This window comes from Paraflavitalea soli (assembly GCF_003555545.1).
Classification (GTDB): Bacteria; Bacteroidota; Bacteroidia; order Chitinophagales; family Chitinophagaceae; genus Paraflavitalea; species Paraflavitalea soli.
The window spans coordinates 4,719,052-4,742,381 of sequence record NZ_CP032157.1; the positions used below are offsets into that span (position 1 = coordinate 4,719,052).

At 47.2% G+C, this 23,330-nt stretch carries 18 protein-coding genes; 13 read left to right on the top strand and 5 right to left on the bottom strand.

From position 1 onward, the window contains the following. Positions 1–36 precede the first annotated feature (36 nt). A complete protein-coding gene (locus tag D3H65_RS17565; protein ID WP_119051555.1) occupies positions 37–4,191 on the bottom strand; it encodes a hybrid sensor histidine kinase/response regulator transcription factor in 4,155 nt (1,384 codons plus the stop codon). Between the two features lie 84 nt (positions 4,192–4,275). After that, positions 4,276–5,148, bottom strand: a complete 873-nt coding sequence (locus D3H65_RS17570; protein WP_119051556.1) for an ROK family protein — start codon at positions 5,146–5,148, stop codon at positions 4,276–4,278. A gap of 366 nt (positions 5,149–5,514) precedes the next feature. Here D3H65_RS17570 and D3H65_RS17575 point away from each other — a divergent pair, with 366 nt between their 5' ends. Genes D3H65_RS17575 through D3H65_RS17585 form a run of 3 tightly spaced genes read left to right on the top strand, consistent with a single transcriptional unit; the run spans position 5,515 to position 9,396 of the window. Then, the gene (locus tag D3H65_RS17575) at positions 5,515–7,185 is read left to right on the top strand and encodes an ATP-binding cassette domain-containing protein (protein WP_119051557.1); all 1,671 of its coding nucleotides are present in this window, start codon (positions 5,515–5,517) and stop codon (positions 7,183–7,185) included. Beyond that, complete coding sequence (locus D3H65_RS17580; protein ID WP_119051558.1) at positions 7,172–8,239, top strand: glycosyltransferase; 1,068 nt, start codon at positions 7,172–7,174, stop codon at positions 8,237–8,239. The genes D3H65_RS17575 and D3H65_RS17580 overlap by 14 nt, the downstream gene beginning before the upstream one ends. Next, entirely contained in the window at positions 8,236–9,396 is a 1,161-nt protein-coding gene (locus D3H65_RS17585; RefSeq protein ID WP_119051559.1) for a glycosyltransferase family 4 protein, read from the top strand. Before D3H65_RS17580 ends, D3H65_RS17585 begins: the two co-directional genes overlap by 4 nt. Here the strand turns inward: D3H65_RS17585 and D3H65_RS17590 are convergent. Together D3H65_RS17590 and D3H65_RS17595 are read right to left on the bottom strand one after the other, a co-directional pair. Then, positions 9,390–10,931 (bottom strand): hypothetical protein, encoded by a 1,542-nt coding sequence (locus D3H65_RS17590; protein WP_119051560.1) that lies wholly within the window; start codon positions 10,929–10,931, stop codon positions 9,390–9,392. The genes D3H65_RS17585 and D3H65_RS17590 overlap by 7 nt on opposite strands. Continuing rightward, the gene (locus D3H65_RS17595) at positions 10,928–11,935 is read right to left on the bottom strand and encodes a glycosyltransferase family 2 protein (protein ID WP_119051561.1); all 1,008 of its coding nucleotides are present in this window, start codon (positions 11,933–11,935) and stop codon (positions 10,928–10,930) included. Before D3H65_RS17595 ends, D3H65_RS17590 begins: the two co-directional genes overlap by 4 nt. Positions 11,936–12,119: 184 nt before the next feature. Here D3H65_RS17595 and D3H65_RS17600 point away from each other — a divergent pair, with 184 nt between their 5' ends. The 6 genes from D3H65_RS17600 (at position 12,120) to D3H65_RS17625 (ending at position 18,627) form a co-directional block, all read left to right on the top strand. Next, complete coding sequence (locus D3H65_RS17600) at positions 12,120–12,842, top strand: class I SAM-dependent DNA methyltransferase (RefSeq protein ID WP_119051562.1); 723 nt, start codon at positions 12,120–12,122, stop codon at positions 12,840–12,842. Then, entirely contained in the window at positions 12,839–13,786 is a 948-nt protein-coding gene (locus tag D3H65_RS17605; protein ID WP_119051563.1) for a hypothetical protein, read from the top strand. The genes D3H65_RS17600 and D3H65_RS17605 overlap by 4 nt, the downstream gene beginning before the upstream one ends. 282 nt (positions 13,787–14,068) lie before the next feature. Then, positions 14,069–14,863, top strand: coding sequence for a hypothetical protein (locus tag D3H65_RS17610; RefSeq protein WP_119051564.1), 795 nt, complete (start codon positions 14,069–14,071; stop codon positions 14,861–14,863). A gap of 95 nt (positions 14,864–14,958) precedes the next feature. Then, positions 14,959–16,419, top strand: coding sequence for a B12-binding domain-containing radical SAM protein (locus D3H65_RS17615; protein ID WP_119051565.1), 1,461 nt, complete (start codon positions 14,959–14,961; stop codon positions 16,417–16,419). Beyond that, positions 16,412–17,221 (top strand): class I SAM-dependent methyltransferase, encoded by an 810-nt coding sequence (locus D3H65_RS17620; RefSeq protein ID WP_119051566.1) that lies wholly within the window; start codon positions 16,412–16,414, stop codon positions 17,219–17,221. The genes D3H65_RS17615 and D3H65_RS17620 overlap by 8 nt, the downstream gene beginning before the upstream one ends. Continuing rightward, on the top strand, positions 17,218–18,627 hold the full coding sequence (locus D3H65_RS17625) for a B12-binding domain-containing radical SAM protein (RefSeq protein WP_119051567.1): 1,410 nt from the start codon (positions 17,218–17,220) through the stop codon (positions 18,625–18,627). The genes D3H65_RS17620 and D3H65_RS17625 overlap by 4 nt, the downstream gene beginning before the upstream one ends. Here the strand turns inward: D3H65_RS17625 and D3H65_RS17630 are convergent. Then, positions 18,621–19,652 (bottom strand): hypothetical protein, encoded by a 1,032-nt coding sequence (locus D3H65_RS17630; RefSeq protein ID WP_119051568.1) that lies wholly within the window; start codon positions 19,650–19,652, stop codon positions 18,621–18,623. The two genes, D3H65_RS17625 and D3H65_RS17630, sit on opposite strands and share 7 nt — an antisense overlap. A gap of 129 nt (positions 19,653–19,781) precedes the next feature. Here D3H65_RS17630 and D3H65_RS17635 point away from each other — a divergent pair, with 129 nt between their 5' ends. The 4 genes from D3H65_RS17635 to D3H65_RS17645 all read left to right on the top strand — a co-directional run bounded on the left by D3H65_RS17635 (position 19,782) and on the right by D3H65_RS17645 (position 23,317). Continuing rightward, positions 19,782–20,483, top strand: coding sequence for a sugar transferase (locus D3H65_RS17635; protein WP_119051569.1), 702 nt, complete (start codon positions 19,782–19,784; stop codon positions 20,481–20,483). A 562-nt stretch (positions 20,484–21,045) separates the two neighbouring features. After that, positions 21,046–21,576 (top strand): RNA polymerase sigma-70 factor, encoded by a 531-nt coding sequence (locus D3H65_RS17640; protein ID WP_162915697.1) that lies wholly within the window; start codon positions 21,046–21,048, stop codon positions 21,574–21,576. Between the two features lie 1,319 nt (positions 21,577–22,895). Further along, positions 22,896–23,054 (top strand): hypothetical protein, encoded by a 159-nt coding sequence (locus tag D3H65_RS32965; RefSeq protein WP_162915698.1) that lies wholly within the window; start codon positions 22,896–22,898, stop codon positions 23,052–23,054. After that, complete coding sequence (locus tag D3H65_RS17645; RefSeq protein ID WP_119051571.1) at positions 23,051–23,317, top strand: hypothetical protein; 267 nt, start codon at positions 23,051–23,053, stop codon at positions 23,315–23,317. The genes D3H65_RS32965 and D3H65_RS17645 overlap by 4 nt, the downstream gene beginning before the upstream one ends. Positions 23,318–23,330: the final 13 nt, after the last annotated feature.

The following is a 23,330-nucleotide window of genomic DNA, read 5'->3' on the forward strand; positions in this document are numbered from 1 at the left end:
TAGGGTTTAGTTTAGCTGCGGAGTGCTGCAAACCTGTCAGGTCTGAGCGCCACCTACACCCCACTGGCTGGGCAGTACATGGAATTCCATCTTGAAGTATTTGGAAAAGTATTTGGGATTGTTGAAGCCCACTTCATACGCTATTTCGGCTACCGTCATTTCCGACTTTTCCAGCAACTGGGCAGCCCGCTTCAGGCGCACCGACCGGATAAACTCGATGGGCGTTTTGCCCGTCAGCGCCAGTATCTTTTTGTACAGGGCTACCCGGCTCATAAATACCCCCTTGCTCATCTCTTCCACCGAAAAGTCGGGATTGGCCATATTCTTTTCAATGATCTCCATCACCTGGTGCAGGAACTGCTCGTCCGGCGAGGTGGTGTGTACATCGGCCGGTCTTACATCGATCCGCTTTTCAAAAGTTTTGCGGGCAATGGCCTGCTGAGACAGTAGGTTCCTGATCCGGGAAAGCAGGATTTCAAAATTAAAAGGCTTGGTAAGGTAATCATTGGCGCCTGTTTCCAACCCCTTTAGCTGTTGCTCCTCCCCGGCCAGCGCTGTCAGCAGGATCACCGGGATATGTGAAGTACGCTGGTCCTTTTTGATCTTTTGACAAAGGTCGATGCCATTCATTTCCGGCATACTGATATCACTCACCACCAGATCGGGGTGATGGCCCAATGCTTTTTGCCAACCTTCTTTTCCATTGGCAGCCTCCAGGATGGTAAATTGCTGTCGCAGGTTATCCTTGAGGTAGAAGCGAAAATCTTCATTGTCTTCTACCAGCAGCAGCATTTTCTTTCTGCCTTCGTGCGTGCCTGCCGGCAGTGGTTCCGGTTGCCAGTCTTCGGATTGCAGGGCAATGGCTTGCGCCGGCTCATCCGGTATGACCAGTTCGGGTGAAGCGGCCAGCGGTGCTACAGATGCCGTTTGCACCGGTAGCCATACGGTAAAGCAGCTGCCTTTTTCCACCTCACTATCTACCGTTATATATCCATTGTGCAGTTTCACAAATTCTTTGGTGATGGATAAGCCAATACCACTGCCCTGGTTCACCATACTACCCGGTATATCGTGCTGGAAAAAGCGTTCAAAGATCTGTTCCTGCTTTTCTTTGGGAATACCTATGCCCGTATCTTTTACCTGGATAGCCAGCCAGGGCTTGCCCGGTTCTTTTTCTTCACTGTGCAAAGCCACGGTGATACTGCCATGCTCGGGAGTGAACTTAAAGGCATTGGATACCAGGTTAAAAAGGATGCGTTCCAGTTTATCATGGTCAAATTGAGTGACCAGGCTGTCAACTTTTGTATAAAAATTGAACCGGATATTCTTCTTGTCGGCAATATCAGTAAAGGAATAAGAGATCTCTTTGGTAAACTTAATGATGTCTGCCTGTGCCGTATTGAGACGCAACTCCTGCACCTCCATTTTGCGGAAATCAAGCAACTGGTTCACGAGGTTCAGTAAGCGCCGGGCATTGCGGTGGATAAGCCTGAATTGCTTTTGCTGCCCGTCGTCTTCCGACTGCTGTATCATTTTCTCCACCGGAGTAAGGATGAGCGACAGGGGTGTTCTGAATTCGTGGCTTACATTGGTAAAAAAACGGATCTTCATCATATCCAGCTCATGCATACGCTGCGCTTCCTTTCGTTGCTGCTCCAGCTGGAAACGGATGCGCGCGCGTTGTACGATCATATGACGGCTAAACCATAATATGCCGGCCAGTACCAGTGCGTACAATACATAGGCCCAGGGCGTTTTCCAGAAAGGAGGCAGTATCTTAATATGGAGCGATAGCTCTTCTTTGTTCCAGATATCGTTGTTGGTGGCCGATCTTACACGAAAGGTATAATCGCCCGGATCGAGGTTGGTATAGGTAGCCAACCGCATTTTTCCATCCGTAGTGGTCCAGTCTTCATTAAAGCCTTCGAGCTTATAAGCATATTTATTCTTTTCGGCATTGGAAAAGTTCAGTGCCGCAAACTCTATTGATAATACATTTTCATTGTAGCGCAGGGTGATATCGCCTGTTTGTGCAATGGATTGTGGCAACACCACGCGTCCGGCCACCTTTTCTCCAATACCTATACTCTTATTAAAGATGCGCAGGTCGGTAAATGCCATGGGAAAGGATTGCCTGTCGGGCACAATGGCAGCCGGGTGGAAGATATTGAAGCCATTGGCCCCGCCAAAGATCAGTTCACCTTTGCTGGTCTTAAGCGCTGCATTTTCATTGAAAGCCGTTCCCTGCAGCCCGTCCAGCTCATCATAATTATGGCATTGCAGCACAACGCTTTTCTTTTGTTCATCATATTGTGCCTTGATATGGGATATGCCATTGGGACCGCTGATCCACAATCCGCCCTCATCATCTTCCAGCATCGTTTGTATCGTATTATCCGGTAAGCCATTTTCACGGCGGAATACCTGGAAAGCATTTTTATGCGGATCAAACAGGTTGAGCCCATCCCGGGTGCCTATCCAGATGTTACCTTTCTTGTCCTGCAGGAGCGTAATGGTATTATTGTTGCTCAGACTGGCTGCATTACCCGGTATATTAAAATAATGAGCGAAGCTATCGGGCATATTGGGCCGCCGCAACAATACATCTACCCCATTGGAAGTGCCTATCCACAACTTACCTTCCTTATCTTCCATCAGCGCTGCTATATAATCAGCACTCACGGAGCCTGGCTGACTGACCCGGTGGTGATAAAAGATGTTTTTCTGACGGTCAAATCTTTCAAGCCCTCCACTGAGCGTACCGATCCACATTTCTTTTTTTGAGTCCTCGAATATTTCCCATACCCGGTTATCCGAAATACTGTTGGGATTGCCAGAGTGCCGGTAATGGATAAAATTTTTACCATCATAACAATCCAGCCCGCCAAAATAAGAACCGATCCACAATCGTTGGGAACGGTCAATATAAAGGCTTACAATAACATTGTTGCTAAGGCTGCGCGGATCGGCCGGATTGTGCAGGAACTGGCGGAATGTTTTTTTGGAACGGTCAAAGTATATAAGGCCGCCGCCATTGGTGCCTATCCACAGGTTACCGGCTGCATCTTCCACAAATTTGTTGACATCATTGTAAGGCAAACTATTTCCATCCGAAGGCTGGTGTGCAAATAAGGGGAAGCTAACGGTACGTTCACGATAATAATTGATGCCTTTTTTGAAGGTACCCAACCATATTACACCTGCTTTATCCTTATAGGCTGTGATGATGCTGTTTTGACTAAGGCTTTTCGGATCATCATCATTGGCCATGAGGTATTGAGAAGTCCATTTCTTCTTATTGAGTATGTTAATGCCGCCATGATCAGTACACACCCATATATTGCCTTTGTTGTCCTGCAGCAGTCCGTTTACAATATTATTATTGAGGCGGAAAGAGCCTTCCTCCCCGATAATATGTTGAAAGGCGCCCGAAGCAGGATCATAACGGAACACACCCCGGGCATCGTTCGACACATATAGCCACAGTTCATTGTCAGCATCTACATAGAGGGAATAATTGTACAACTCACGCCGCATGGCAGTAGCCAATACCGAAGTCTTAAAAGTAACCGCACCGGTACGGCCATCCATCTTTTCAATTTCACCATTATTGAAGACTACCCAGAGGTCGCCCCTGGTGTCTTCCCTCAGGTCAACCGGCCCTACCTGTGTGGCGCCGGTTCCTACCGGCTGGTATATCCGGGAAGTTTTGCGCGTGGTTGATTCATATTTATACAACCCGGCGCCGGCCATGATAAACCAAAAGTTGCCCTTGCTGTCGCGCAGGATATTGGTCACAGTGGCCGGAGGTAAGGCATACCTGGCCAGTGCCGCCGATGCATTGCGGTTGAACTTTTCTGTCAGGGGATCAAAGACATTGAGCCCAACCCTGTTCAGTATCCAAATGGTATTGTCGGGACCTTCAAAGATGCGGACGATATAATCATCGCTGATGGTGGAAGAATCGTACAGGTTGTGCCGGAAAATAGTAAAATGATACCCATCATAACGGTTAAGGCCAGCCATGGTGCCAAACCACATAAAACCTTTGCTGTCTCTGAATATGTTATTGACCTGGTTGTTGGACAATCCCTGGCTGATATCAATCCGGGAGAACTGGTACTGCTGGGTTTGGGCACACAGGATAGATCCTGTGGTACACAGTATAATTAAAATGACAAGCTTTCTCATAATGCGGCCGCAAAAAATTAAGCTTTTTTGGGCGAATGAGGAAAAATGTCTGATTGACAATATCCGTGTAGGGTGGGCCTCCTATTAAATATTCTCTATCCAGCAACCTGCAGCGCCCATAATATGGGCATCTTCGCCCAGGCGGGCAATGCGTATCGGAATATCAATGGATTGTGCCAGCAAGGCCTGCTCTGCATGCGTCAGGAACCATTCAGCACTTTTGGCAATATTGCCGCCAATGACAATCACTTCCGGATTGTTGGCGCGGACAAAACCGGCCAAAAAACCAGCCAGGTTAAGGCCAAAGTCTTTAAATATCGCTTTGATACGGGGATCTGAGGGAATAAGCGCTACCAGGCCCTTCACATGGTCAACAGTAGTACCGCTCACCTGGCGGTAGGTATTGATGAGCCAGCGGGCAGAAATATAGTCTTCAGCCATACCATCCAGGAAAGGCGCACACCAGAGATTAGCATCCTTTGCTACCCCATGATGAAAAGTAGCAGTGCCCAACCCCGTTCCCAGGGTAATTCCGACAGCCGTTTTGAATCCGCGGGCCGCCCCTCCCATTACTTCGCCTTGCAGAAAACAACCGGCATCATTCATGAGGCGGATATGATCCGGACTTACCCCCAGGCGCTCAGCCATCATATCCTTCACATTCAGGCCGTAGAGGGATTCATACTTGTTCTGGTCTTTTATAAAAGAAATACCTTTTTCATAATCAAAAGGCCCCGGCATGGCAATACCCATACGCTTGGGCAGATAGGGTCGTGCTTCAAAAACAGCAGAAATGGCGGCACACCAAACGTCGATAATGCTGGCAGCATCCTCCTGCGCATTGATATGTTTCCGGACCGAAAAGGCAGGCAATACACTCCGGACATCCAGGTCCACCAATGCAGCACTAATGTGGGAGCCCCCAATATCAACGCCAGCCACCAAAGGGTTATTCATGCAAAAATCAGTTTTAAGCGCTTGCCTGTAGTTTTGGTTTCAAAAGACAGGTTATGTTTTTGTTACGCTGGGCAAATATACTCGTGGATTCGCTAACTATACCGTTTTAGCTAACAATTATTAGTGAGGATTATTGAGTTGGGAAGCCAAAATCGACGGTTTGGAGGCCGGCATCGACATCCGGCACACCATAGCCAGTACCTAAGTACGGGGGCCAGCGTTCAGCACCTGGGCCCTGGACTCTCCCTCCTTACGCTGAACTCCGGACTCCAGACTCAATACTCCCGACTCAAGCCAAAGCAACCTTGCCGGACCAAAAAGCGTATGGAGAATTGATCATCAATGCCATAACGCAATAGTCCGTCTTTGAAACATATTATCAAAAAGAGTATTGCCATCCTCAGGCCCGAAGAACGCCGCCGGATGGGCATGCTGGTGGTATTGGACCTCCTGATCAGCCTGGCCGATATTGCTTCTCTCGCCTGGCTCTTACTGATCATCAGGATCTACACACAGCCTGAACCATTCACCCCGGTGACCTTTTTACCCTACTGGCTGCAGAACAGGCATTCCCTGTTGCCCATTACCCTGTTCCTCCTGCTGTTTAGCGGCAAGAACCTGGCGGGCTTCCTGGTATACCGGAGCCAATGCCGGTTCATAGCCCAGGTAGCTACCCGTATTGCCCGCCACCGGCTGTTGCATTACCTCGAAGGAGCTTATACCAGTTACATCAATATAGATTCCTCCGTGCACATCCGCAAGATCAGCTACCAGCCCATCGATTTCTGTCAGCATGTGCTGGCAGGCATCCAACAGGTCATTACCCAGGGCCTGCTGGTGGTACTCACCATTACCGCCATCCTCCTCTTCAATGCCCAGTTATTCCTGCTGCTGTTTATCCTCCTGCTGCCCCCGGTAGTAGGCATATCCTACCTGGTAAAAAAGAAACTGAGAAAAGTGCGCCATAATGCCCGCACCAGCAGTGAAAAAGCATTACAGCACCTGCAGGAAGCTTTGAATGGCTTTGTAGAGAGCAATATCTACGATAAGAACGGCGCCTTCCTGGAGCGTTACATGAACTATCAACAACAGTTCAATACCCACTTTGCCAATACCCTCATCGCCCAGGGCATCCCTGCCCGTATGATGGAAATATTTGCGTTGCTGGGACTTTTCATCCTGGTGGCCCTGAGCCAATGGCAGGGTTATACCGACAACAATGCCCTGATCACCATGGGCGCCTTCATGGCAGCCGCCTATAAGATCATACCCGGCATTGTGAAAATACTGAACACCATAGGGCAGGTACAAACCTATGCCTACACCGCCGATGAATTGGCGGAGGCTCCCCCTGCAAGGTCTGCAGCACATCCCGGTGCTCCCTTGCCCGCCATTCAATCCCTTCAATTCAGGGACGTCCACTTCCGGTTTGGCCATAAGAACATTCTGCAAAACCTTAACTGGAGCTTGCAGCCAGGCGATTTTATGGGTATCTCCGGTCACTCAGGGCAGGGCAAGACCACGATCCTGAATTTATTATTGGGATTCCTCAACCCCGCTGAAGGACATATCCTGATCAACGATGTGCTGGCTGGCAATGAGGAGCGCCGGCAATACTGGCCGGTCATTTCCTATGTAAAGCAACAACCCTTTCTTATTCATGATACCGTGCTCCATAACATTACCCTGAATGGTGATCATTACCACGAAAAGAAGTTCAGGCGGGCCGTGAGCCAGGCGGGATTGACACACCTGTTGGAGGGTACTGAAAATGCCAGTAAAATAATCACCGAAAATGGCCGCAATATCAGTGGCGGGCAGCGGCAGCGGATAGCCATCGCCCGGGCACTGTACAAAGATGCCGACCTGATCATACTGGATGAACCATTCAATGAGCTGGACGCTGATGCCGAAAATGAACTGCTGCAGCATTTTAAACAACTGACCCAACAGGGTAAAATGGTTATATTGATCACACACAACAAGCAGAGCCTTGGCTGCTGTAATAAAATCCTTTCACTGGATGAAGAAGCCTGACACACTGGTAGTGATATCGCCCGCTTTTCCGGAGGATGAGTCGGCTACCTGGTGGGTGCCTTCCCAGCAACTAATGGTAAAAGCATTGCAGGAAAATTACCCCGACATCAGGATCACCGTACTGTCGCTGCTCTATCCACAGCACCAGGCCTCCTACACCTGGCATGGCATTACCGTAAAAGCTTTTGATGGCATGCACCAGCGAAAAGGAAAACGCTTGCTGCTTTGGAAAGACGTTTGGGTATCGCTGAAAAAGATACAGCACCAATGCCATATTATCGGCCTGTTCAGTTTCTGGAATGGTGAGTGTGCCTTTATCAGTCAGTATTTCGGAAAGATGCATGCTATCAAACACATTAGCTGGATATGTGGCCAGGATGCCAAAAAGGAAAACAAATGGGTGCGTTTCATTCGTCCCCGAAGTCACCAGCTGGCAGCCATGGGCGCCTCCCTGCGCGACCAGTACCACCGCAGCCACGGTATTCAGCCCCAATACCTCGTACCCAATGCCATCGACCAACGTTTATTCCCCCCGGCCCTTCCGGCTACCCGGGATATCGATATTATGGCGGCAGGTTCCTTCGAGCCGTTGAAACAATATGATATGTATGCGGCCATTATAGGCCAGTTGCGCTACACCTTCCCTTCCCTCAAAGCCATTCACTGTGGCCTGGGCAGAGAAAAGGAAAAAGTGGAAGGGATGATCAATTCACTAGGATTGCAGGATCACCTCACCTTGCTGGGAGGCAGGCCGCATAGGGAAGTATTAGCCTGGATGCAGCGCAGCAAAATATTCCTGCATACCTCCCGTTCTGAAGGTTGCAGCACGGTGTGCCTCGAAGCATTGTATGCCGGCGCCCATGTGATCAGCTTCTGCTATCCGTTTGATCACCCGGTGCCCCATTGGCATGTGGTGACAGATGCGGCTGCCATGGAAAGCAAAGCCATTGAAATATTACAGGATGCATCGACTGAATATGAACGCGTGTTGTCTCACTCCATGAACGACAGCGCCAGGACCATCATGGAATTGTTTACACAAAAAAGCCAATGAGGGTAGTCAATATTTTTTATTATTATGATGATAAGGTGGCCGGCGCGGAGGACCTTATCCGGTATTATTATACGACCACCGGCTGGGCCGAAGCCCTGCACACCAGGGGTGTGGAAACGATTATCATGACGCGGTTCAGGCAAGAAGAATCTTATCGTAAAAATAATATACAGCATTATTTTGTAAAGGACCAGCTGGGCAGCAGCTTCAGGGCCTGGCAAATTCCCTGGAAATTCCTCCGGAAGGTACGTGAGCTGGATGCCGACATTATTCACGTACATAGCCTCACCCTCTCTTTGCAAACATGGGCATTGAGACTATTGCTGAAAAAAAAGACCGCTATCATTATACAGCACCATGGTGGCCGCTCGCCGGGGCCATTCAAGAGAGCTATACACAACTTATTCAATAGTGTAGCGGACGCCTATTTTTTCACCACGGTAGAACAGGGTACCAATTGGTTCATGAAGAAAAAACCATTTCACAAGGTCCTGCCCGTCATGGAAGGCGCTACCTTTTTCGATTATGAGCGCAGGGACGCAGGCAGAAATCCCGGTTACCAGCACAGATCGATCGCAAGAGCCAGAACAGGCATTAGCGGCAGCCCGGTATTGCTGTGGGCAGGCAGGTTGGACACCAACAAAGACCCACTCACCATCCTGGACGGATTTGAAACGATCGGTAAAAAGTACCCCGCCGCCAGTTTATACATGATCTATAGCAACGATCAGTTACTATGCCAGGTACAGCAGCGGATCAGTAATTCCGCCACCTTATCAAAGCAGGTACATTTACTGGGCAAAATAGCGCATGAAAGCATAGAAGATTATTATAACAGTGCAGACTATTTTGTGCTGGGCAGCCACTATGAAGGCAGTGGCTATGCCCTGAGCGAAGCTTTACGCTGTGGCTGCATACCCGTGATCACGCATATTCCCAGTTTCTACATGATGACCAACGAGGGACAATTAGGGGCCTTATGGGAAGCCGGCAATCCGCAGTCCTTCTCTGCAGCCATAGAAACAGCCATCCAAAAACCTTTATTACAGGAGGCTAATAACTGTATACACTTCTACGAGGAGCATCTTTCCTTTGAGGCCATTGCCCGGACAGCAGCCCGGCATTATCACCAGGTGAGCAATGCAAGATCTCAATGATGACTCACCTGGTACAGGTACAAATTGCCCCCTTTTTCGATGGCCCCTTCTATTTTATCTTTTAGCACCACCTGGTAATCTTTGAAAAAGCGGGTATCCACTTTTGTAAGGTCCCCGGGCGAGCCGGTAGACACCATCCAGAATTGATGTACTCCCTGGCCTGCCAGGTAATCGGCTCCTTCTGTGTAACGATAATCTGTTTTCATCAGGTGCGCTATGTCACTGTCCCATAATAAAAAGGATACTTCTTTTTTCAGGTCCAGACAATAAAAAGGTTTATCCATAAATGCTGCAATGGCATTCACCCCCCAATAGTCAGACACTACTTTTTCCCCGACAGGCACCTCTGCTACCAGTTCTCCTACCCGGTTGAAATTGGAGAAGGGCCTGGTACGATCTTTTCCTATAGCCACTCCCGCAGCAATTATCTGCAGAAGCAGTAAACTATTGACGATCCACTTATGCCAGGACGCAGGTTTTTCCTCATAACAATACAACCACCAGGCTGCTATAAATCCTATATATATAAGTCCGGCATACCGTGCACAGCCCAAAGGGAATACCACGATACTGATGAGAAAGGTCACCAATAAATTACTGAAAAATAGTACCGCACTCTTTTTGCTTTTACGCAGCATATAAAATATAGCTACCACCATCGCCACCGACAAAAACGGCGTAATGTATTTCATCCACCGGTATTTGCTTTGCCAGGCCATCAGGAATTGGGTATTCCAGAAATGGTCATCCCACCACGCAGGTATAGGCATCAATGACCTGATGGGCGATTGAGCTGTAATGATAAAATTAGAAGCCTGCCATCGCTCCATCCAAAATCCTACACGCAGTGCGCCCGAAGAAGGAGGAAAAATGAAGTACAAAGAAGGCAACAGGAAAAGCGCTCCCAATAATAGATGCAGCGCCACGGTCTTCAGGTCTTTGTGCTGTTCATAATTCCATAGAAGGAAATAAAGATGGAAGCTGCCCGCCAGTATCAAGGCAAATAAATGGCCATTGGACAGTATTAACAACAACAAATAATAGCAGATCAATTTATACCTGAATGTCCGCCGCATGATAAGGCAAATACAAAAAGCCGCCAATACCCCGATCGCATAATTACGGGACAGCACACTGAATTCAAACAAGAAATAATAACCAAAAGGGATCAACAGCTTTGCCGTCAGTGGCAGCGGCGAACGAAACAAAATGAGAAAAACCGTCAGGCTGGCTATACAGCCATGTACTACCTGCACCCAGGTAAAATTGTGCGTGAACTTAGAGATCAGCCACATGATGGTATACCAGGTGGGGGGATGCCCTTCAAAACGACTGTTGTGGATCACATCCAGGTAACTGGCGCTTCCCTTGGCAATATTCCAGCTATGTATTTCATCGCCCCAGGGTTCATGGTGTATGATTGCATAGGCTACCAGCAACAGGTATAGACAAAAGATGATGCCCGGCAGCCATGTTATCAGTGTAGCCGGCGCACTCCTGGTATCCGTTAAAACCGGGTTGGCATATTTACTCATAAGGAAGGTTCCACTATTTTTTGATTGGTTTTGGCAGCCCGGTAATAGGGATTTTTCTCCCAGGTTATCAGCCAGAATGTTTTCAGGGCAGCACGCACCATATGCTTATCGCGCATGCGTATAAAGGTGAGTATATTGCCTATTAAAGACCAGAGTAACCAGGACTTGCTGCTCATCTTCAGGCGTTGCCGCGTCTTCATAAAATAATGAAGGGCCAGCATCCTGCGGTAATACTGTAATGGACGCTTAAGGCGATTCTCAGGTTCCCGGTGGTGATAAACAAAAGCATCATTTAATACATGCACCCCCACAGCAGGAAAGCCGATATTGACGCCATAATTGTCTCCCATACCATGCCTGTCCAGCACTTCCTCGTAAGGGGAATGGAGCAGCCAATCCCTTTTCACTACAGAAGCACCCAATCCATAAATGGGCGTATTGAAATAGTCCTTCCCAAAATCCGTCACCACCGGCCAGCCGGCTTTCGTAATATGATTTCCCTTTCGCTGGTAATAGCGGGTTATTTTCCTGACCAGGAAATTATTGTTGCGGCACCTGATCTCACCCCACAAGCTTAATTGAAACACATAACTCCATACCAATGCCAGGGAAGATTGTATGGCATAATTGGCTTTCCATTCTTCCTCCACCCATTGCATCACCAGGCCCGACATCGCACCGGCTTCCTGGTGCTGCTCACTGTGTTCAGCAATTTTCTGCAGGTAATCCGCCGGCATTTCAATATCATCATCACACAGAAAGATCCACTCCCCGCTGGCTGCCCGTATGCCCTTATTGCGCTGTACACAAACTGATTTTTCAGCAGTCAGGTAATGAATAGATAAGCCCGAAAAAGGAGCGAGGTCTTCAGGCGTTAATATATCTTCTCCTGAATCAACGATGATCACCTCACGCAATGGATGAATAGATTGATGCAGGTTTTGCAATAACAGCAATACCCGCTGCTTTCTGTTGCAGGTGGGAATAACAACACTTATATCCATTGGAATGTATGGCTGTAGCCAATGGCAGCCATAACAATATTATACAATTATTGCGCATCACAATTCAATGGAAAACAATAAATTAAATAAGCATCCGGGCAGGCAACCCAGGCAGATGATCCTGCGTATAAACGGAGTTCGCCCTGCATTGGTCTTACTAATCTCATAACCGGTAACTTTAGTTATGTCATCAGCCCAGCCTATCCATACAAGCCAGGTACACCAACAAAACATTTCTTATTATGATGAAATAGCCGACCAGTACGATCTCTTATTGGCCCGGGAAGAGTCCAATAAACTGGTAAGAAAGCGGGTGCGCGAGCAGTTAGTACAAGCAGTACCCTCCGGCACAGTGCTGGATTTTGGCGGCGGCACAGGGCTCGATCTTGGCTGGCTATCGGCCAATCAATACAACATTATCTTCTGCGAACCATCTGCTGCCATGCGTGAAAAAGCCATTGCCTATAACAGTGAAGACTTACGCCAAACCAACATTCAATTCCTGGATGATGCGCAAACTGATTTTAGCAGCTGGCGGGAACAACGGCCTTTTCCCGGCACCGTTGATGCCATACTGGCTAATTTCGGTGTGCTCAATGCCATCCCGGATATCAACCTGCTTTTTCGTCAGCTTGCACTGGTAACAAACACCGGTGGTCACTGCCTGGTAGTGGTCCTTGACCGTCCGCTCAAAAAAATGTGGCAATGGCATCGCCGCAATACCATCAATACCCTCTTATTCCGGCAACCATTTGTGATGTATATATGGCATAATGAACACCGGCAAACGGTGTATGTGCATACTGCCCGGGCCATACAACAGGCGGCTGCTCCTCTTTTCAACTTGCAAAGCTGCGCCCCCATCACCGGTACCTCTTTTATACTACTTCACCTGGTAAAAAAATGAAGAGCCTGATACGAAAAATGCTGATCGGCGATAATGTGATCACCGAATACGCTACGGTAACCGTGCCGGAGAGCATCCAGGAAAAAGTATACCTGGAGGTAAATGGCCAGCTGATCAATGTTTCTCAGCTACATTGGTTGCTATGCATTGAGCCCATCGTATTTGGCGTCTGGATAGAAAATGAAGTACACAAGACAGCCATCAATAATGCCACTACCTGTAAATTATATTTCAATAGTGGTAATAAGGGTAAAGGCCCTATGACCGACCCCATGGAAGCGGAACTACATTTTTCCAGGACCCAATCCATTGAGGAAGCCACAGGAACCTTGTTCCTGCTGAAACTGGAACAGAGCTATATCTATCAACTCAATGCCGTAAAAAGGTACCTGATATTCCGGCGGTATTACAGGAAGAATGGCCTCCACTTCCGGCAGTTCAAAGCCTTTGTGGCAGCCTATAGCTATCCCCGGCGCATACGGGTGATCTCGTTCCGGCAGAATGATTATTTCAATATCTTCCCCATGGACCTGCTGGGGGATATCAGCACCTGCAACAGGTTTGTATTTGGACTGAGGCACACTAATATAGCTTTGAACAAGATCATAGCCACCGGCAAGCTGGTGGTAGCAGAAGCCCCCTTTGAACAAAAGGCCGCTATCTACCGGCTGGGTGCACACCATAGTGCTAACCCTCCGGCACTTCACAACTTACCTTTTAAGACCATCGAGAGTAAAGACCACGGCTTCTTTATCCCTGACTGGGCCCAAAGCTACCGCGAGATCAATGTATTGAAAACCATCAACCTCGGCAGCCATATGCTTCTTTGGGGCGCCTCCTCCGTGGAGCAGGTCTTACAACCACCTACCAGTAATTTGTACCTCGTGCATTTTCTGCACCATCTGTACCAGCAAGGGAGGGAATGCGCCTATCCCTTAAGCTGACAGATTGGAATATTAATCACGTCCAACGACTTTCTGTTTTATAGGCGAATTATGTGCAGCCTGGGCGGGTCAATAGGCTTTCTTGTTTGAGGTTAAGCCGTAGATAAGCCGTATATAAGCTGTATATAAGCCGTAGATAAGCTGTCCCTTTAAATAGGCGGCTTATCTACAGTTTACATATATCTTTTTTATATTTTAAATATATCTTATACCTTTAGGAGGATCGAACCCGCCACGGACAAGGTCCGGCCGGGATTATTGCTTACCTCAAATACACAAAGTATGGCACGTATTAATCCTGATTCTTCCTTCACCGGATCGTTGGGGAGCCTCTCTTTTTACCATATGCGGGGTGTAGACAAGCCCATTGTTCGCACCAAAGGGGGCGCTTCCAAACAAAAGATCAAAACACATCCCAGGTTTGAATCTACCCGGCGGATCAATGCAGAGTTTGGCGGCCGGGCTACCGCCAGTAAATGGATCATGCGCATGTTGTGGCCACAGAAAGCCCTGGCCGATCACAATATTGCCGGCCCGCTCAATGCCCTGATGAAGCCCGTACAGGCGTTGGATCTCGCCAGCGCAGATGGACAACGTCATATACCGCTATCCCAATACCCTTCCATACTGGATGGTTTTTCACTTAACCGGAAAACAGGTTTTGATTCCATCGTACGCACCCATATTGGCTGCTCCCTGTCCAGAGAGAAACTACAGGTGCGTGTGGATATCCCCGCGCTGCTGCCAGGCATTAACCTGCATATGCCGAAGACCCACCCCTGGTATGCCATAACGGTTGTATTCGGCATTATACCCGATCTGTTTTATGCTCCCTACCAATATATTCCCATGAATGAATATGGAGGCGTGGCGCCGCTTGTAAGGATGACAGACTGGTATCCTGCGCTGGAAGGATCAGCAGACACTACGCTGGAATTAATACACCCCATCACGCCACCCGATGAATATTTCAGCATCATGATCTCGATTGGCATCCGGTTTGGCATGTCGCGCAGCGCTACCCAGATCGACCAGGTACCTCATGCAGGGGCTGCCCGGGTGCTGGCAATGGCATAAGTAATGCTTCTTACCGTGGCAGGCAACCTAATCAGGATACAGCCGTAATAAAATAGGAGTTGTATCAACCTGATCCGGGTAGCAAAGAACGGTTTATGAAGAATATCTTGTTTTCGCATTCTTATTTTCTACGGTTTGATCCCAAACAATGGAATACCGGCCAGCCCTATGCACCATTGGGCACTTTATATGCTGCAGCCCTGCTGCGGGAAAATGGCTATGCCGTATCCCTGTTCGATTCCATGTTTGCACACCAGGCAGAAGAAGTGATCCCCTCCCTGGACAGCTTTAGGCCTGATCTGTTTGTGATCTATGATGATGGGTTCAACTACCTCACCAAAATGTGCCTTACCAATATGCGGGAAGCAGCTTTCTGTATGGCTAAGCTGGCCCGGGAAAGAGGCTGCACGGTGATCGTATCCAGCTCAGATTCCACGGATCATTATGAGCAGTACCTGCAGGAAGGAGCTGATTTTATCATATTGGGCGAAGGAGAAGTGACCCTGCTTGAATTGGTGAAAGCGTTGGATGATCCATCTGCCGACCTGACTTCACTGCAAGGTATCGCCTACAGACAGGGAGAAGCCATTGTGAAAACCGGTAAACGACCTGTAATAAAAGAACTGGATGCACTTCCCTTCCCTGCCTGGGACCTGGTCAATATCGCTCCTTACAAGGCCATGTGGTTAAAAAGCACCGGCTATTTTTCCATGAACATGGGCACCACACGGGGATGCCCCTTCAAGTGTAACTGGTGTGCCAAACCGATCTATGGTAATCGCTACAATTCAAGATCGCCGCAAAATGTAGTACAGGAACTCAAATGGCTGCAAGCGCAATATCACTTTGATCATATCTGGTTCTGCGACGACATATTTGGCCTGAAGCCTGGATGGGTGCAGGAATTTGCCACACTTATAGAACAAGCCAACCTGCGCATACGTTTCAAAATACAATCCAGGGCCGATCTGCTGGTACAGGAAAATTATGTGCGATCATTGGCCCGGGCCGGTTGCGAGAATACCTGGATGGGAGCAGAAAGTGGTTCGCAGGATATACTCGACGCGATGGACAAAGGGACCACCATTGAACAGATCCATACGGCTACAAAGTTGTTGAAGCAGCATGGCATCCGTCCCGGTTTCTTCATTCAGTTTGGCTATCCGGGAGAAACCAAAGAAGATATACGGAAAACCATCCGCATGATCACGGAAATGATGCCGGCCGAGCTGGGCATCTCCGTGTCTTATCCATTGCCCGGTACACTGTTCTATGAACGTGTGAAAAATGAGTTACAGGGAAAGGCCAACTGGACAGATTCTGATGAGCTGCAGTTAATGTTTAAAAATACGTACCCGCCTGCCTTCTATAAGAAACTGCATCGCCATGTACACCACATTTTCCGTACACGGCAGGGATGGCTGATCTTCCGGAAAGCATTGAAGAATCCCTTTGCATTGAAGTTGGCCGATTACAAAAAGGTGATTGCAGCCTGCTTCTACTTACCACACGTTTTTATTGGCCGTTTACAACTGAAACAATTATCCTATGACTGAACAGGCCGCCTTTGATGTGCTGGCGGCTGATTATGATACCTCCTTCAGCCAAAGCCTTACCGGCCAGGCTCAACGCCTGGTAAGCAGGGCCTGGCTGCAATCTTTCCTGGCAGGCAAGGGCAGGCTGCGCATACTGGAGATCAACTGCGGTACGGGAGAAGATGCTATCTGGCTGGCTTCGCTGGGACATATGGTAATAGCAACCGATCAGAGTGCGCACATGATCCGCGAAGCGCGGGCCAAGGTTGCACCTGATACCTCTACTGGCAGTCCGGCCTTTATTACCTGCGGCTTTGAAACACTCGGCAGTCATTTCAACGATAACAAGTTTGACCTGGTATTTTCCAATTTTGCCGGCCTCAACTGTATTTCACCTGTGCAACTGACAACACTCCACCAGCAATTGCAGCAATTATTGACGACGGATGGGTGTATAGCTGCCGTGATCTTTGGTAAATACTGCTGGTGGGAAACCTGCTATTACCTGCTGCGGGCAGATCGCCGCAATGCTTTCAGAAGATGGACAAGTAAACCTGTAATGGCCAGGCTGACAGATTCTGTAGCACAACCCGTCTTTTACTATTCTATACGGAGGTTTATGAAAAGCATGCCACTATTTTACCTGGTGGAGAAAAAACCAATAGGATTATTCATTCCTCCTTCCTATATGGAATACAGCATGCAAAAGAATAAACGGCTATTTGGCTTGTTGGTAAAACTGGAACACCTGATCCAACGCGTTTCCTTTTGCAGCACCCTGGCCGATCATACTTACTTACTTCTTAAAAAACAAACACGATGAATATCCTGCTTACCCATGGTTATTTTCTTGGTGAGGACCAAAAGGAACAGGCTATTATGCGTCCTTATATACCCCTGGGTATATTGTACATCTCAGCCTACCTGGAACAGCATGGTTACAATAACCGGATATTTGACAGTACCTTTTCAACCTTCGACAAGCTTTGCGATACGCTACTGGAAGATAAGCCGCATGTAGTAGGTATCTACACCAACCTGATGACCAAACTCAACGTGCTGCGCATTGTACGTTTTATCAAAAATGAGCCTGCACTAAGTCACACCAGGATCGTATTGGGTGGGCCGGAAGTACGGAACCACCTGAATAAATTCCTCGAACAGCAGGCCGACTTCATTGTGTTGGGCGAAGGAGAACAAACCATGCTGGAGCTGGTGCAGTGGACCGAAGGCACCCGTTCAAAAGACCTGAGCACGATCGACGGTATTGCCTATATGGATGAACAACAGGGGATCCGTCAGAACAGAGAAAGGAGTAAACTGAAAAACCTTGATGAGTTGCCGCTTCCCAATCGGGAACAGGTAAACCTGCAGTTGTATTTCGATGCCTGGAAGGAACGACATGGCACCAATGCTATCTCGGTAAGTACCATGCGGGGATGCCCCTACTCCTGTAAATGGTGCAGCAGGGCTGTATATGGCCAAAGCTACCGGCGTCGCAGCCCTTCGGCAGTAGCTGATGAAATAGCCTGGATCAAAACACATTATTCGGTAGACAGTATCTGGTTTGTGGATGATGTTTTTACTGTGAGTCATAAATGGCTGGAAGAGTTTAAACAGGAAGTTACCAGCCGCAACATCGTCATGCCTTTTGAATGCATCACCCGCGCCGACCGGATGAATGAAGAAGTAATACTTAATCTCAAAGCCAGTGGCTGCTTCCGCGTGTGGATCGGCGCCGAGAGTGGCTCCCAAAAAGTAATTGACCTCATGGATCGCCGGGTGGAAGTAGGACAGGTAAGGGATATGATCAAGCTTGCCAGGCATCATGGCTTGCAGGCAGGGACCTTTATCATGGTAGGCTATCCCGGAGAAACCAAGGAAGATATTTTTGAAACGGTGCACCACTTAAAAACTGCCGAGCCCGACCTGTTTACCATTACCGTGACCTATCCTATTAAAGGAACACCGTTGTATGCAGAAGTAGAAGAGCGGTTTGTAACCAGCCTGCCCTGGGAGAGCAGTACAGACAGGGATATCGATTTTAAGCGAACCTATAACCGGCGCTATTATGATTATGCCATTGAGATGATCAATAATGAAATGTTTTTCCACAAAGCCATCAAGAAGCCTTTGGCCAACCTGTTCCGTATTCCCGTATTTAAGTTAAAGTCGGTATTGGCACAACGGGGTATGAGGAAAGAAGAGAAAAGGGGTATCGATCATTGAATAGCACGACGGGGCTCATCCACTATGAACATAGGCTGTGCGTCAGTACCTGCAACAGGCAGCGCGAAATGTGTGGATTGCAACCGCTCCCGGTTGGCAGAGACTGTTTCCAGCTTTTGGTCGTATTTTTCCAATATGCTTTTGTGGAAAAAAGAAGGGTTGGGTTTTGAAAAATGTTTACCGGTATCCAGGCCCATTCTTTCGCCCTTAATATTCAACCTGTATTTCTCTTCTTTTTGCTTCCACCTGCGGCTGGTAAGTGCAAAAAGGTATTCATCCAACCGGTCTCCCAGCCGATTATTGAATAGGCGTTCCAATAACCGTTTTACTCCGTACCTTTTAGTGGCATCTCCGTGAAGCGGCTTTTTTTCTGTATACCGGGGAAAATACCTGGCTGCCCAATTGTTTTCACTCAAGAGCTGGCCAATGGCCCTCTCACCGCAAACCGGCATCAGGGTGATCAACTCGATGGCCGTGAAGTAATTCTGCTCCCTGATCTCTAAGGCATCCTCATCGATATAATAGTTCATACAAAACCAATGCTGCCCACCCCATAGATAAGTAATCTTTTTGAATAAGTGCATGGCCGTTCTCGCTATCCACAGCCGGTTTGCACGTGTAACGATGAAGAAATCTATATCGGCCTTTTCATCAGCAAAGTTTTTAGATAAAGAGCCTGAAATACAGATGCCACGTACAAAAGGGAAATGGTACAACAACCGGCCAATGCGGTGAGCTGTTCTCAGCATACGACTGGCCCGCACATTGCCCCTGGTACGTCGAACCACGAGGGCCGGATCATTCTCCAACGAATAGCAATCTTCATGCAGAAAGATCATCTTGTCATTGACAAGTTGTTGCAAGGAAACTTTCAATTCTTCAGCTGAGATCATCCGATCCAGGAAAAACCGGATCTCTCCTGCAGGCAGCGGATAATGGAACAGGTCGAACCAGGCCAATACCTTTAGTATACTGCTTTCCAGTTCAACGGATGCGCTGGTTGGTGGCGGATCAATAGCATACATGCAGGCAACTATTTTTATGATCGTATCGTACTTTTTATGAAATACTGTTATTGGGAAAAAAAGGTTGCCTCTTTGTATCAATATCCCTGACAACAGGTGTCTATTCTTTTAAAGCATATAAAAACGATCATGGCGGTAACACTTGTAAATCATCCTCCCGTGATGACCGAGGGAAGGAGAAGTCTGTCCTATAGAAGTTATGTGACCCGTAAGGCCCCTTATTTTTTTGTAAAACGGCTGATCGACCTTTTCTTATCGGTTATAATCATCCTCACTGTGCTCAGCTGGCTGGTACCGCTCATCGCTTTGCTGTTGAAACTCGATTCCCGGGGACCGGTCATATTCCTTCAGAAAAGGGTAGGAAAAGGAGGACGTTCATTTACCTGCTACAAATTCCGTACGATGGTCCTTAATGAAGAAGCCGACAGAAAGCAGGCGGAAGAAAATGACTGCCGGGTCACCCGGGCAGGCAAGTGGCTGCGGAAGACCAATATTGATGAGCTGCCCCAGTTTGTCAATGTATTCCTGGGTCAGATGAGTATTGTAGGGCCCCGGCCCCATATGCATACAGATTGCCGGCAGTTTGCCCGTTTGATCCCCCGCTACAAACTGAGGAACCTGGTAAAACCGGGCATTACCGGCATGGCCCAGGTAAATGGGTATCATGGCCCGGCAATGGATTATGATGCTGTTTGTATGCGTTATCAGTGGGATATTTTTTACCTCCGCAATGCCTCTACGTGGCTGGATATCAGGATCATGATCCGGACCCTTACCCAACGGGCAGGGCTATTGGTACAACGCGGCAAAACCAGGCGGGAGCAGATTTAGCAAGGTAAATGGCTGGCCATTTTTTTGCTGAAACGTTTGTGCAAACCTGTGGTATAATTAGATACTGGTTTATAAATTTCTAAAAAATAAGGCATAATGCAGCATAATGATTAAGCTAAATGGCATTTTGATTAATATTTTTCAACCTATACCCACATTGATCCTGATAAGCCCTAATGTCCCGGCACTATAATCCGGCAGGTGAATTTTGTAATCTTGAATAATCATTGTAAACTTGTTCCTGAAAATAGTATTTCTCCTCCTCATTCTGGTAAAAGTAAGCTCTCAGGTAGCAATGTTTCATTAGTAAAGTATCGATTGATACTACTATTGAATAATTCCTGTTTAGGTTAACGAGTTTTCGTTCAACAGTTGAATGTTCTTAAAAGAGCATCTACTTGTCCTTGTATTCCCATCAGTAAAGTAATTCAGCCATTAGCAGTGGCAACAAACTATTCATGTTTTGATAGTAATAGCCATGCTATGCACTAAGGGTACGTTATTTCTTTAAACCGTTTCATAAAATCAGTTGCTGATGTATCAAGAGGCTACTTGCACAACCATGTTAACCGAACTGAAAAGCGAGAATCCGAAAGCCTTTGCTTTTTTCTTTGATCTCCACTATAATCCGCTTTGTTATTTTGCTGAGCGCCTGGTAAGGGATCAGCAAGTAGCGGAAGACATTGTGGAGGAAACTTTTATGAAGTTGTGGGATAAACGATCTGACTTCGAGAGCGAGCACGGCATTAAAGCGTTCCTGTACATAACTACCCGGAATGCCTGTATTAATATTATCAAGCAATCGCAACGTGATACACTATCACAGGCCGAAATGCTTTACCTGGCAGAGAAAAAGGAAGGGTTTGTTCTAAATGAAATGATCAGGGCAGAAGTATTGAGGGTCATTGGCCAGGAACTGAACAGGTTGCCGGTCCAATGCCGGACCATACTGAAGATGAGTTATGTAAAGGGGCTCAAAAACCACGAGATCGCTGATAAACTGGAAATTTCGGTCCATACGGTCAGGAATCAAAAGGCAAGGGGCCTTCAGTTATTGCGTACAAAATTTGAAGGCAGCCATTTACTGGGGTAATGACTGCTGCATTTTCGTATACGTATAAGTACTTTTTTCGTGAAACAATGCCTCAGATAATGCATTGGTACCTTTAACAGCAGGAGTATACGGTAGTTAATACAGACATACAGGGCCTGGTTGACACATAAGAAAAAATATATTTTGATTCCCTTTAGTACAAAATGCCCGATAAGTTGTTTTATATGTAGAAACGTTCTACACGCATAGAAGGTTGATCCATGAGGTGTAAGATAAAAGTGTAGTAGCAGGATCTGATAAACAGTGTAAGTTCTTTAAACAATAATATTTGCCTAAAAAGCATACACTATTCATGTAATGCTGCTCATGTAGAGCCTACGGGCGATATAAAAGCAGTTAGTTTTGATCTCATGTGACTGTTTGGTTGGGTCACAACAAGGGAGTGTTTCTACTCTCCCTTTTATTTTTCTTTCAAGTAGCCGGTCCTAACCGGCAATCTACATACAAGCTTCAAGAATAGATTATCCCTGAACAAAACAACGGATTATCTGGCTAAGAACATGTGAACATCCTTCACTTTTGTTTCCTCATGTGCATCAAGCCCTCTTCAGGGTACAGAAGAGGCGCAGGAATCCCCACAGCCGGGTATTCTTACCCGGCTTATTTTATTTACCTTCTCCACTACCAGATCTCACAGTAGGCGCTCAACATATATCAGGTTCATCTAAAGCCAGGATCATGAACCGTTACAAATAATCCAGGTGCCGGTTATGCAAAACCTCGTAATCACCCATTTGTTTTCCCTGCCAGGAGCGACAGAGCAGGAAAAAGCTATTCCATTCAATGGTATACCTCGCACGTTATGTTGACCCTCTAACCTAAACATAACCAAGGCCTCTTTTAGCAGTGAATGGAATTTACCGCATAACCAGCTACCCGGATTGTAAGAAGAGTTACTATCATACAACCGTTTTTCAAGACAGGCTAAAAAGGAAGGCGATTATCCCCAAAAACCTGCCGGTTAACATACTATTCTTTCCCACCTAAATATCCAACCGATTTAGTCACCTTGTTTATGTTATTGGGATAAAAATTTCCATAATTGACTACTATGTCATTTTTTTCTGACACGCCTTAAGTGAAAACCATTAGACAAATTGTATCAATTAAAGTACGAACTGTAATTACACACGATCTTATACGTTATTAACCAATACACTAAGAGACAAAAAAGACTGCTGCAACACCTGCCTCCGGCAACCTTCCCCAAGGCCCTTTTAAAATTTTAATAATAATTTTTCTATTTTCCTTTAGTACTAAATGCCTGTACAGTTGTTATAATTATAGTCACGGGGATTTTGTTGCGTCTTATTACCGGTCATATCGGGTTACTGCTTCCTCTCTTCCTCATCCTGGATAAACCTGCCAACCTGTGGATTGGCCTGTACAACAAGCCACAGCAGCACCAGCATTTTATGTTTACCAACGTACAGATTAATAACTTTATCATCCCATGAAAGAAGAGCAAATCGCTAAAGCATCATTACTGGCAGGGCTAATAACCCGCACCTTGTGTACCAGCACCACTGCTTCGGAATCATCCACCCTGCATGCCTGGACACTGGAGGAGGTAGAAAACAAACTCCTGGTAGATGAACTAACAGATCCGGACAAACTGCACGAGCAACTGATCAATTTCAGGAAGTTTAAAGCAGTGGCAGGATTGGAAAAGATCAATCTACGACTATTTGGCTCGCCACAGGGTTGTACTGCCTGCTAAAAGTCTTCTCCCT